The 12,722-nt window shown below is 41.0% G+C and carries 9 protein-coding genes; 2 read left to right on the top strand and 7 right to left on the bottom strand.

Translation table 11 applies throughout. The features are described 5' to 3' along the window. Positions 1–85: 85 nt before the first annotated feature. Together uvrC and ftsH are read right to left on the bottom strand one after the other, a co-directional pair. The gene (gene uvrC, locus ACTO17_RS15250) at positions 86–1,975 is read right to left on the bottom strand and encodes an excinuclease ABC subunit UvrC (RefSeq protein WP_482558533.1); all 1,890 of its coding nucleotides are present in this window, start codon (positions 1,973–1,975) and stop codon (positions 86–88) included. Further along, positions 1,975–4,497, bottom strand: a complete 2,523-nt coding sequence (gene ftsH / locus ACTO17_RS15245; RefSeq protein WP_482558532.1) for an ATP-dependent zinc metalloprotease FtsH — start codon at positions 4,495–4,497, stop codon at positions 1,975–1,977. The genes uvrC and ftsH overlap by 1 nt, the downstream gene beginning before the upstream one ends. Positions 4,498–4,872: 375 nt before the next feature. Between ftsH and pyrG the strand changes: the two genes are divergently transcribed. Both pyrG and ACTO17_RS15235 read left to right on the top strand, forming a co-directional pair. After that, positions 4,873–6,477, top strand: coding sequence for a CTP synthase (gene pyrG / locus ACTO17_RS15240; protein WP_172535751.1), 1,605 nt, complete (start codon positions 4,873–4,875; stop codon positions 6,475–6,477). A gap of 318 nt (positions 6,478–6,795) precedes the next feature. Then, positions 6,796–7,362, top strand: coding sequence for a Uma2 family endonuclease (locus ACTO17_RS15235; protein WP_482558531.1), 567 nt, complete (start codon positions 6,796–6,798; stop codon positions 7,360–7,362). A 206-nt stretch (positions 7,363–7,568) separates the two neighbouring features. Here the strand turns inward: ACTO17_RS15235 and ACTO17_RS15230 are convergent, their stop codons facing one another. The 5 genes from ACTO17_RS15230 to ACTO17_RS15210 form a co-directional block, all read right to left on the bottom strand. Beyond that, a complete protein-coding gene (locus ACTO17_RS15230; protein WP_482558530.1) occupies positions 7,569–8,342 on the bottom strand; it encodes an HAD family hydrolase in 774 nt (257 codons plus the stop codon). A 1-nt stretch (position 8,343) separates the two neighbouring features. Continuing rightward, positions 8,344–8,949: an HD domain-containing protein gene (locus ACTO17_RS15225; protein ID WP_482558529.1), complete on the bottom strand. Its 606-nt coding sequence runs from the start codon at positions 8,947–8,949 to the stop codon at positions 8,344–8,346. 520 nt (positions 8,950–9,469) lie between these two features. Further along, positions 9,470–10,654, bottom strand: coding sequence for a radical SAM protein (locus ACTO17_RS15220; RefSeq protein ID WP_482558528.1), 1,185 nt, complete (start codon positions 10,652–10,654; stop codon positions 9,470–9,472). A gap of 9 nt (positions 10,655–10,663) precedes the next feature. Beyond that, positions 10,664–11,842 (bottom strand): radical SAM protein, encoded by a 1,179-nt coding sequence (locus ACTO17_RS15215; RefSeq protein WP_482558527.1) that lies wholly within the window; start codon positions 11,840–11,842, stop codon positions 10,664–10,666. 230 nt (positions 11,843–12,072) lie between these two features. Then, complete coding sequence (locus tag ACTO17_RS15210) at positions 12,073–12,573, bottom strand: hypothetical protein (RefSeq protein ID WP_482558526.1); 501 nt, start codon at positions 12,571–12,573, stop codon at positions 12,073–12,075. Between the last annotated feature and the right edge of the window lie 149 nt (positions 12,574–12,722).

Genomic DNA, 12,722 nt, shown 5'->3' with positions numbered 1-12,722 from the left:
ATTTCCCTTTCTCCGGCTGGATTTTCCGGGCAAAGCTGCCGTCTCAATAGCTGCCCTTCATGCTATGCTTTCAAGCTAAATCTTATCACAGTTGCTCTCCTTCTTCAATACGGGCTCTGTGGAAAAATTCATAAACTGCCCTGGCTGCCCGTTCATTCATAGCGGGAATTCCCGACAGTTTTTCAATATCTGCCTCACGGATTTCCTCCAGCGACTGAAACGTCCGCATCAGAGCCTTTCTTCTTGCCGCGCCGATCCCCGGAATATCGTCCAGTACCGAATGCACCTGCTCCTTGCTTCTCAGAGATCTGTGGTATTCAATGGCAAACCGGTGGGCCTCATCCTGAATTCTGATAATCAGTTTAAATCCCTCTCCATGCCTGTCAATGGGAATCTCCTGATTATGATAGTATAACCCGCGGGTGCGGTGATTATCATCCTTTACCATACCGCATACGGGAATATGAAGCCCCAGCTCCTGCAGCACCCGAAGGGCAATGTTTACCTGCCCTTTGCCGCCGTCCATCATAATCAAATCCGGAAAACGGGTAAAGCTTCCGTAATCATTTTCCAGGTTCCGTTCCTTTAACTCTTTCTGTTCTTTCATGCCGTGGGAAAACCGCCTGGTCAGCACCTCATACATGGAGCCATAATCATCGGGCCCTGCTACGGTCCGCAGTTTAAACTTGCGGTAATCGCTCCGTTTGGGCTTTCCTTTCTCATACACCACCATGGAGCCCACCGTTTCAAATCCGCTGATATTGGAAATATCGTATGCTTCCACCCGCTTGATATCTTCTAAATTCAGCAGCTTGCCGATTTCCTTTAAGGCTCCGATGGTTCTTCCCTCTTCCCTCTTGATTTTCTCTTTATCCTGGGCCAGTACCATTGCGGCATTCTGAGCCGCCAGCTCCACCAGTTTTTCCTTGGTTCCCTTTTTGGGCACCCGGAGATAAACCTTCTGCCCCCGTTTCTGACTCAGCCATTCCCCGATTACCTCCGCTTCCTCAATCTCCTCCTGAATCATCAGCTCTCTGGGGATAAAGGGCGTTCCCGCATAAAACTGTTTCAGAAAGGTGGCAAGGATCTGGGCTCTGGCGCTCTCACCGCCGCCGATGTTCACATGGAAATGATCTCTTCCGATCAGCCTGCCGTCCCGGACAAAAAACACCTGAACTACTGCATCCTCCTCGTCCGCCGCCACAGCGATAATGTCTTTGTCCTCCTGATCGGAGCTGGTAATCTTCTGCTTCTGGGCAATCTGTTTTACCGCCTTTAGCAATTCCCGGTATTCTATGGCCTTTTCAAAGTTCATATCCTGAGAAGCGGCCTGCATCTTCTCTTCTAATTCTTTCACCACCGGCTGATAATTTCCATTGAGAAATTCCAGGGCTTTTCCAATCTGCCTGCGGTAATCTTCTTTGCTGATATTCCCCTGGCAGGGCGCCATGCACTGGTGGATATGGTAATTCAGGCAGGGCCTTTCCTTTCCGATATCTTTGGGCAGTGAACGGCTGCAGGTGCGCAGAGTGCAGATTTTCTGAATCAGTTCTATGGTATCTTTTACGGCTCCTGCACTGGTGTAGGGCCCGAAATAGCGGGACTTGTCTTTTTTCATCTGACGTGAAAAGAGGACTCTGGGAAAATCTTCTCCCAGCGTCACTCTAATATACGGGTATGTCTTATCATCCCGCAGCATGGTATTATATTTAGGCCGATGCTCTTTGATCAGGTTGCATTCCAAAATCAGGGCTTCCAGTTCGGAATCGGTGATGATATATTCAAACCGTTCGATTTGCCTTACCATTTGATCTTTTTTCAAGCCTTCATTGTGGCTGGGCCGAAAATACTGCCGCACCCGATTCCGCAGACTGACTGCCTTTCCAACATAAATAATGGCATCGTTCTTATCATGCATCAGATATACTCCCGGCTTCTGGGGGAGTTTTTTCAATTCTTCCTGAATATCAAACATTACTTTAATTCCTTTAACAGTTGATCCAGATAATCTTCTTCTGCTTCCTGTTCTGTTTTCTCAGGCTCCGGCTTAGAAGAGGATGTTTGTCCTTTAACGGACTGCTTTTCCCGGAGAGCTTCTTCGGCAGGCTGCTGTTTTGGCACAGACGCTTCCTTCTTTGCAGGAATGCTCTTTCCTTTCTTTCCGCTGCCCTTTTTCACCGGGAAAAATCCCAGTTCCTCCGGAGTGGATGCTTCTAAGGAAACCGGCCTGGCTTCTTCTTTCGCTTCCGGTACAGCAGGCTTTGCCTCTTCCTTCATCGTCTCTGACGCTTCCATTTGCCCTGGGGCTTCAGGTTTCTGCAGGTTCGGCATATTTACTGTCACGGGAATCAGTTCCACTTTCTGTTCCTGCCGGGGACGGGCTTCTTCCCCCTCCAGTGTATTTACTTCCAGCTCCTGATGCTCCGGCGAAGCTTCTTCCTTCCCGGAAAGCTCCGGAGGCAAATCTTCCTCCCGCAGAGTATTCACCAGAATTTCCTCCTCCTGAATCTCCACTGTGGGAGCCTGCTGCTTCATATGCTCCTGCATCTCCACTGTGGGGGCCTGCTGCTTCACATGCTCCTGTTCCGCCTGAAAACTCTCGGCCGCCTTCTCTGCTTCTGTCTTTTCCTCCGGTTCCGGTATTCCCTTTAATTCCCGGAAAATCTTCATAAATTCCTTGCCGGTAATTGTTTCATTTTCATAGAGCTGCTGCGAAATCTTATCCAGGATTTCTCTGTTCTCTAAAAGCAGGCGGGTGGCTTCGTCATAGCTTTCTTTCAGAATCCGCATCACTTCCTGATCGATCTGGCCTGCCGTCTCCTCACCGCAGTTTAAACTGGCCCTGCCGTCCAAATACTGGCTCTCAATGGTTACAAGGCCCATCAGGCCGAACTTCTCTGACATACCGTACTGAGTCACCATGGCTCTTGCAATCTTCGTTGCCTGCTCAATATCATTGGAAGCGCCGGTTGTTACTGAATCAAATACAATCTCTTCTGCAGCGCGGCCGCCCATATAGGTGACAAGATGAGCTACCAGTTCATTCTTGGTCATAAGGAATTTCTCTTCCTCCGGCACCTGCATGGTATATCCCAGAGCGCCCATAGTCCTGGGCACAATGGTGATTTTCTGCACCGGCTCCGCGTCTTTCTGCAAAGCGGTAACCAGCGCATGTCCCACTTCATGATAGGCAACCATTTTCTTCTCTTTGGGCCCCATAATCCGGTCTTTTTTCTCTTTGCCTGCAATCACAACTTCCACAGATTCAAATAAATCGCTCTGATTAACATATTTTCTTCCCTGTTTTACCGCGTTGATTGCCGCTTCATTAATCATATTGGCAAGATCAGATCCCACTGCCCCGGAGGTAGCCAGCGCAATGGCGTCCAAATCCACAGAATCATCCAGCAATACATTCTTGGCATGGACTTTCAGCGTCTCCACTCTTCCTTTCAAATCCGGTTTATCCACGATAATTCTCCGGTCAAAACGTCCCGGCCGCAGCAGCGCTTTATCCAGTACCTCCGGCCGGTTGGTAGCCGCCAGAATCAAAAGTCCCTTGGAGGTGTCAAATCCATCCATTTCAGCCAAAAGCTGATTCAGGGTTTGCTCTCTTTCATCGTTGCCGCCGTATCTGGTGTCACGGCTTTTGCCGATGGCGTCAATTTCATCAATAAAAATAATACACGGGGCCTGCTTCTGGGCTTCTTTGAACAAATCCCGGACACGGGAAGCCCCCACGCCCACAAACATTTCCACAAAATCGGAACCTGCCAGTGAAAAAAACGGCACCTTGGCCTCTCCTGCCACGGCCTTCGCCAACAATGTTTTTCCGGTTCCGGGAGGGCCTACCAGCAGCGCTCCCTTGGGAAGCTTTGCTCCGATATCTGTGTATTTCCTGGGATTATGCAGAAAATCCACCACTTCCTGGAGAGATTCCTTGGCTTCGTCCTGTCCGGCAACGTCCCTAAACGTAACGCCTGTAGACTTCTCCACATAGACCTTCGCCGTAGTCTTGCCCACACCCATCATTCCGCCGCTTCCCATTTTGCGGAAAATCAGAAAATACAGCAGCACCCATACCAGTACCAGCGGGAGAATATAGCTTAACATATTCCACATAATCATAGTGGAAACATCTTCCACGGTTCCGCCGAACTTGACATCATGCTCCTTTAACAGAGGAATCAGGCTTTCGTCATTCAGTTCTGCCGTATAATACGTAATTCTGTATAATTTATTCTCTCCTTTGGGGGTAATGTTGATTCTGCTGGATGTAAAAGTTACGGATTCCACCTTGTCCTTCTCTACCATATCAATAAATTCAGAATATGTGATCTCTTTGTTGGTGGCGTCCTTGGCGCAGCTGTTCAGCAGACTTGTCAAAAACAGCACCAGCAGCGCAGTCAGAATGAAAATCATAATTGTCATTCCGTTTTTGTTATTGCCGCCGTTATTATTGCCGCCGTTATTATTGTTATTTCCTTTGTTCTCCATTTATTTCCTCCTGCACGCTGCAACGTTCTGTTTCACAGCATCTTTAATTATAGGTGTATTCCTTCTGAAAATCAATACAATTCTCCGAAACTTTCCGAAACAAATTCTAAAGTTTTTATAAACAGATTCCGGCCTTGCCCTTATGTTTCATCCTGCCCAGGAACGGTATTTGGTATGTATTGCTCCTGCGGTGAAATAATTGCCCAACATTTTCTCTGAGGGACACATCCTGCAGAAAAATTTTGCGTCAAACTGCGGCGCTTCTCATTTAATTGAAGATTTTCTTCAAAAGTTCTGGCATTCTTCCCACACAGGTTGTATAATGAATTCGTTATATTGCGAAAAATGTTTACAACTATAAAGGAGGAGCTACCTATGCCCGTAAAATACGTCTTTGTCACTGGTGGAGTTGTTTCCGGTCTTGGCAAGGGAATCACTGCTGCTTCCCTGGGCCGTCTGCTGAAAGCCCGGGGTTACAAAGTTACCATGCAGAAATTTGACCCTTACATTAACATCGATCCCGGTACAATGAATCCCATTCAGCATGGAGAAGTATTTGTCACGGATGACGGTGCCGAAACGGACCTGGATCTGGGACATTATGAGCGTTTTATTGATGAAAATTTAAGTAAAAATTCCAATGTTACCACCGGAAAGGTTTACTGGTCTGTGCTGCAGAAAGAACGCCGGGGCGATTACGGCGGCGGCACTGTTCAGGTAATTCCTCACATCACCAATGAAATCAAGAGCCGGTTTTACCGCAATTTCACCACCGAAGAAACCCACATTGCCATTATTGAAGTGGGCGGCACCGTAGGCGATATTGAAAGTCAGCCGTTTTTGGAATCCATTCGTCAGTTTCAGCATGAAGTGGGCCACGAAAACGCCATTTTAATCCATGTCACTTTGATTCCCTATATTTCCGCTTCCGGGGAGATTAAGACCAAGCCCACCCAGGCAAGCGTCAAGGAACTGCAGGGCATGGGAATTCAGCCTGACATTATTGTCTGCCGCAGCGAGCATCCTCTGGATCAGGCCATCAAAGACAAGATTGCTCTGTTCTGCAATGTGCCGGACAGCCATGTGCTGCAGAATCTGGATGTGGAATATCTCTATGAGGCGCCCCTTGCCATGGAAAAAGAAAATCTGGCCCAGGTAGCCTGCGAATGTCTCCGTCTGGATTGTCCCAAACCCGACCTGACCGACTGGATCGATATGGTGGACGCATTGCGCAATCCGGATAAGGAAGTAGAAATTGCGCTGGTAGGAAAATATATCTCCCTCCATGACGCTTATATCTCTGTGGTGGAAGCTTTAAAGCACGGCGGAATCGCAGAACGCGCCACGGTAAATATCAAATGGGTGGATTCTGAACTGTTAAATGAAGAAAATATCAATCAGATTCTCGGCGATGTACAGGGAATCCTGGTGCCCGGCGGTTTCGGAGACCGGGGCATTGATGGGAAAATCCTTGCCTGCCGGTATGCCAGAGAACATAAAGTGCCCTTTTTGGGGCTCTGCCTTGGAATGCAGCTTGCCATTGTGGAATATGCCCGCCATATCTGCGGCCTTCGGGACGCCCACAGCATTGAGCTGAATCCCGGTACCACCCATCCTGTCATTGCCCTGATGCCGGATCAGAGCGATGTGGAGGATATCGGCGGAACGCTGCGTCTTGGCTCTTATCCCTGTATTCTGGACAAGTCCTCCCGGGCTTATCAGGTATACGGTACAGATACCATCCACGAAAGGCACCGCCACCGCTATGAGGTAAACAATGATTACCGTTCTGTCCTGACCGAACATGGCATGAAGCTGTGCGGACTTTCCCCGGACGGACGAATTGTGGAAATGGTGGAGATTCCGGAGCATCCCTGGTATATTGCCACACAGGCCCACCCGGAATTAAAGTCAAGGCCCAACCGGCCGCATCCGCTGTTTCGCGGATTTGTGGAAGCTGCCATTAAAATGAAGCAGTAGAAGTAAAAGAATTGGGGATTGAAGGGGATATCTGTATATCTTTTGCAGGAAATATTTTTGGGTATGAATGGAACTACCGGATTGCACTTCACAAACTGTTTGTTTTATGAAAGAGCAATCCGGTAGTTTCTGCATATCGCATCATAAATACCTTTGACATAGATTTCGTTTTTAAGATGTTTGGATGGGATATTACTCCGGCCAAAGCGGAGCACAAGACAGCTTATTTCCAAACTTGATTTTGTACATGCGTTATGCTATATTGACTTTAAGAATTATTTTATCAGTCCCGAACCCCAGGAAAGGAAATACTATATTATGACGCCGGCATTCCAACCACCGCCAGAAACAATCACTTTGGAAAAATATGAGGCTCTTCCAGAGGAAAAGAGGATTGAAGTCTTTGAAGGCATTATTTATGATATGGCGAGTCCCTCGCAAATACATCAGTCACTTTCCATGCAGCTTTCTACAGCTATAAACAGCTATATTCTCCGTAAGAAAGGGTCCTGCAGCGTATTCAGCACCCCCTTTGATGTTAAGCTATTCGATAAGCCTCTTACCATCGTTCAGCCTGACATCATGATTATCTGCGACAAAAATAAGCTGGATGGAAAACGCTGCAACGGCGCTCCGGACTTCATTATTGAAATTGTTTCTCCAGGAAATCCGGCCGATGATTATATCCGCAAGCTCTACTACTATAAAAATGCCGGAGTCCGAGAATATTGGATTGTAGATCCACGAAGAAAAATCGTGGCTGTAAATTATTTTGAGGAAAATCTGGTGAGTGTTCAGTATCCATTCGATTCCATCCTCAAGGTAAATATTTTTGATGATTTATGGATCAACTTTTCTGATATTTCTGATCTGCTGAATATTTAGCCAGAAGCCAAAGAAGGTATAATCTGCCTGATACGCAACAACAACCTCGTAGATTTTATGCCATGCCAGAATTTCAGCTCCACTGCAAACTCTTCCCTGCTTTTGGATGCAGATGATGCATATCTAAAAATTAACAGAACTACTGTTTTTGATATCATTATATCTCTATGGTTGCTTTCCGTAAAGCATTTTCCTTTATGAAATGCCTAAAGATTCTCTTCCAACCACTTCGCTACCCCATCCTCTTCATTGGAACCACAAATTATATCTGCGTGATTTTTGACAATATCCAATCCGTTCGCAACACATATTCCAATGCCTGCAGTCTGAAGCATATCTATATCATTATAATCATCACCGAACGCAATAATATTTTCTGTACCTATCTCAAATTCAGATGCCAAGTGTTGGATTCCATTGCTTTTTACCGCAGCCTTTTTCATGATCATGCCGATTTTATTTTCCGATATCTGAATATACAGATCATCGGCAAGAATGCTCTTATATTTTTCTATATCCTCCAGGGAATTTACTTCCACAATGATTTTATCCGCTTTTCTTCCGTATATCTCAGAGAACCCAGTCTGCGTTAATGTATAATCTGTGCCAGGCCATAAACGTTCCGCATCAAAATTAGAATATAAAATGTCATCAGCCTCTGCCGCAACAGAGACTGATGGATTTAAGTGTAAAATAGAATGGATGACATCTTGGACACGATCTATTTGATAACTGTCAATTTTATTTTTTCCAAGATAAAGCAGCGCTCCATTGTGATATATACCAGCATCAATTTCCACGGATTCTAAAAACTTCTTTGCTGCGCGCAGAGGCCGTGCAGTCGCAATCACAAACTTATGCCCTGATCGGCGCAATTTTGCGATTACTTCGATTGTGTATGGGGAAATTGTTTTATCTTTTCTTAATAATGTACCGTCTAAATCTGTGACAATCATTTTAGAATTGTTTGCGTTTCTCATTTCAATCGGTTCCTTCTTTCAACGTAAAGTTTGAGTCATTAATAGCAAGAACTTTAATTCCCGCCTGATACTCATCTCTTATAATTATTTTAGCCTCTTCACATAATTTATCCCAACTCCTATTAATTTTTTTATATACCCACTGGCTTCCTGTTTGAATATCCATATTTTTTTGTCTATACGCCAAATATAGTAATGACGGAATTTCAGTAATATGCGCCATTGCGTCAGCACTGGCAAGACACTTTATTTCTAGTGACTGTTCCGTATAATCTATACTTCCCCTATGATTTAAGATTGCAGTTTTGATTATATCAATTTTTTGTTTCGGATAGTTTTCTCTATGCAATATCTCTTCTGCAAATTTTGCTCCATACAAATGATGTTCCTCATAATATTTCTTATCTAGTACACTTGCGTAATCATGCAAATACGCACTCAGTATTGCGCATTCTTTATCTATGCAAAATCTATCTGCCAACACTTCAGAATATTTGACAACCGGGAGAATATGATACTCCCATATATTACATCCAAATATATTCTCTTTCTGATAACAGGCATTTTTTACTAAGCACTCAATTTTAGAAATTAAACCATTGTCCATATTAATAGCACCTCACTGATTAATTATTTTCCATGCGCTTTTTTCCCAGTTGCTTAATATTTTATTTAGTAAATTTTTTTCATCTATTTCCAATACACTTGTAATTGTACAAATATTTTTTAATACAGAAGATCTCAACTTTTGATATCGCTATCGGAAAGTAAATCTATGAGTTCAGAAACAACCTTGGCGGCCGAGCAGCGCAGTCTCCAGGAATCAGTTGCACAGACCCGGAACTGCCAGAGCCGGCCGGTACGAGCATTGTCAATTAGCGTGCCTACCACGGCATCACAAAAGCAAACTATTATTGCCGGCTCCGCTGTGTAAGGAAAGCCTGCCTGGAAACCATCCGGGAGAAAATGCCTGCAAAGCAGGTGGTCCCTGTACAGCCGGAACTTTTAAAGCACCAGGAACAGGAAGGCAGAACCCCACACCCAGGACTGAATATTTCCGTATCAGCACTTAGTGTATGCGTATTCAGGAACTGCTGTACTAGGAAAATTAAGTGAATAATTATAAACTATCTCATCGCAAATATCATCTTTAGATAATTTAACGATTCCTCATTATTTGTTATTATATACTCTACCAATCCCTTAATATCTGAACAGGTTGGGAAATAACTTTCCATACTTTTATCACTAAGATAAAGTTCCCCATAATTTCCTTTGGTACAATATGGGTAAGCAAAACATTCCAAACAACTTCTTTTTTCTAATTCATACTGCACCTTCATATCTTTCAACTTCTCAACAATAGATCCTATATTATCATACTCATATATATTCCCTATCTTAAATTTATCGAATATCAGTTGATCCTGCGCATAAATATTTCCATCATAATTAGCATATAAATAGAATTTTGTAAAGAAATAAGGAGGAAACTTAATAAATATATTTGTTAGCATATGAAATATAACATTGGCTTTTAACATAGGCGCATACTCCGGATGCTCACTACATACCTTCAGGAACTTTTTATATATAGTTAAATCTGATATATAATTACTGTCATAAAATTTCTTATTACCAGCACCACCTAAATTATATAAAGAAGAATAAGAAAAATTCTTTACACCTATACTATATAAATACCCAAGTATAGTTGGAACATCGTCAATATTTTCTTTCGTTATTACCGATTTTACAGAAAGATTAGCCCCATGTACAATCAGATACGCGATATTCTGGCAAACTATCTTACCACTTCCATTCCTTACACTTCTATACTCATTTTCAAGTGTCTCATCCAGACTGATTCTAAATTCTAAATCTCCACTTTTATAAATTTTTTCCATTTCAGAGCTACATAAAATTTTACTAGTAGTTCCATTAGTAGAAATGCGTAGTCCCAAGCCTTTATCTATAACCAACCTACATATCTTATAAAAATCTTTATGTAACGTAGGCTCCCCACCTATTAACTGAATAGTTTCAATTTTATTCCCTTTAACATTAACTTCAGTAATATCATTAATAAATCCCTTTATAACATCAAAAGGAATTTCTTTTACACATCCATCATATTTTACTGATTTATAACAGTACTCACATGAAAGATTGCATCTATTTGTTATAGCTATTGATGCATGTTTAACCAAATACTCATCAATATTAATTCTGGATTTTGTAAATAGTTCATTACTATCAAGTTCAGTATCCACAATCCTCCATGTATAATCTTTTCTATCAACATAAATCATTTTCCAACCTCACATCCCATATACTCTTCTCAACATATCAATCCCTTTTTCCTGCTGATTCATTAAATACACTATTGATTTACGTAATACATCACAAGTAGGAAATTCGCTGTTTAATGATGAATCTTTATTATAAAGTTCCCCATAATTACCCAAATAGCAATAATCCTTGTTGAAACAATTTTTACAAGTATTTCTTTCCGTTTCATATTTTTTAATAAAATCTAAATATGGTAAATTAAGATTATTCATATCGCCAATCGAATATTCTGGTACAATGAGTTGATCATTCATATAGATTTTTTTATCATAATTTAAAAATATGTAGGTACGTCTGTATTTTTTTGTATGTTTTACATTGACACATGTTAACATTTGAGTAAATGGCGTCTGCCTCATCATCGGCATAAACTCATTATATTTCTCCTTACACAATTCCTCTACCATAGTGAAATGATCAATATTAGTTTCTATACCATTATCATGATAAGCGTCCAACTTATATAAAACATTATAGTTCCAGTGACGAACACATAGCTCATCTCTCAAAAAACTTAACATATCTTCTATATAATGGAAATTATCATCAGATATTATACTTTTTACAGAAACATCAATTCCTGCTCTACGTAATTTTTTTATATTTTCTACTATTTTATCAAAGGAATCAGGTGTTCTGTATTTTTCATGCAATTCTTTTGTATGACCATCCAAACTTATTCTTATATGCACGTTTTCTTTTATAAGTCCGTGAAATTCTGAATCACCCAATATTGCCAATGTTCCATTTGTAGCAATTAAAATTTTGTAACCGAAACTCTTTAATAATTCTATGATTTTCAAAATATCCTTACGTAGTAATGGCTCTCCCCCAAACAATTCTATAGTCTTAGGAGCATTGTTATTCTGTAACTTACTTAAGTTAAAAACAAAATTTTCAATATCTTCAAAAGCTAAGTTAGGCGTCATATTTCTTAAATGTCCATCTTGATAGCAGTATTTGCATTTTCCATTACATGCAGACATTACATATATACATGGATTATTAAGAACATCAACAACATTATAATCTCTTATTATTGTACTATTTTCTAATCTTTTTACATCTATAAATTCATTATCATCAATGTACCATCCTTTACCAGTTAATATATGTAAAAATTTATTTTTTTCTATATTTATATCCATATTATTCCTTGTATGATTTTTAAGAATCTAACAACCACACGTTCCTTTCTTTTATATCTTGTTATAATACATTCAGATGAGTAACTTTCCTATTTGTTTCTGTAGTCTTGACTACTTTATAGTGTTTATTATAATTGCATTATCAACTAGCCGAATTGATATTTTCCATTTTTAGACAAATGTTTTCAGAATAATGAAAGATTCACAAATTAAAACCTACAAAACATTCTCTAAATCTTCCATACAAACAAATAGATAATTGAGAATATGAAAAGCAAAGACATTGCAGCGAAAAAAACATTTATATCCGCAGCCAACAGCGGAGTTAAAAAGCCTGACAATAGGATGCTTATTCCACAAACAATATTATAAATACCTTTTAGAACAGGAATATCATCTCTGCATGTTTCATTTTGAAAGTATATTTGAACTATGGTATTATAACCAGCTCCAATCATAGGATAAACAATCAGTATAAAAGCAACAATAATCCACTTATCATTTGATAAGCAAAACACTGAGCATAACAATCCCGTTCCTAAAACTGGTAAGGAAACCTTCTTTATGTTCTTAACATCTATATAACCAGCTCCATAGGACAATAAAATTGACGCGACATAATATATACCATTTAGTATACCAATGTATTTTATATCAATTTCAAAAATCTGTATTGCCTTCTGAAGCAATACAGCATAAGAGGCAAAAAAGAAAGAAAGGATAGAGCTCAAAATTAAAATCTTAAATACAGATAAATATTTTTCATAAAATCCCTTTATATTACACCACTTTACAAGTTTTTATAGAAAAAAATGCCGTATGAGACACTTGGGTGTATAATAAGTTTGCACACTAAAATATACGAAAGAAGTGATCCCAT

It is taken from the genome of Petralouisia sp., from assembly GCF_056822245.1.
This window is presented reverse-complemented; position numbering and strand designations above follow the sequence as displayed.

Coding starts and splice junctions, on each gene's coding strand:
- uvrC (WP_482558533.1), bottom strand. CDS start 1,975: ATGTTTGATATTCAGGAAGAATTGAAAAAACTCCCCCAGAAGCCGGGA.
- ftsH (WP_482558532.1), bottom strand. CDS start 4,497: ATGGAGAACAAAGGAAATAACAATAATAACGGCGGCAATAATAACGGC.
- pyrG (WP_172535751.1), top strand. CDS start 4,873: ATGCCCGTAAAATACGTCTTTGTCACTGGTGGAGTTGTTTCCGGTCTT.
- ACTO17_RS15235 (WP_482558531.1), top strand. CDS start 6,796: ATGACGCCGGCATTCCAACCACCGCCAGAAACAATCACTTTGGAAAAA.
- ACTO17_RS15230 (WP_482558530.1), bottom strand. CDS start 8,342: ATGAGAAACGCAAACAATTCTAAAATGATTGTCACAGATTTAGACGGT.
- ACTO17_RS15225 (WP_482558529.1), bottom strand. CDS start 8,949: ATGGACAATGGTTTAATTTCTAAAATTGAGTGCTTAGTAAAAAATGCC.
- ACTO17_RS15220 (WP_482558528.1), bottom strand. CDS start 10,654: ATGATTTATGTTGATAGAAAAGATTATACATGGAGGATTGTGGATACT.
- ACTO17_RS15215 (WP_482558527.1), bottom strand. CDS start 11,842: ATGGATATAAATATAGAAAAAAATAAATTTTTACATATATTAACTGGT.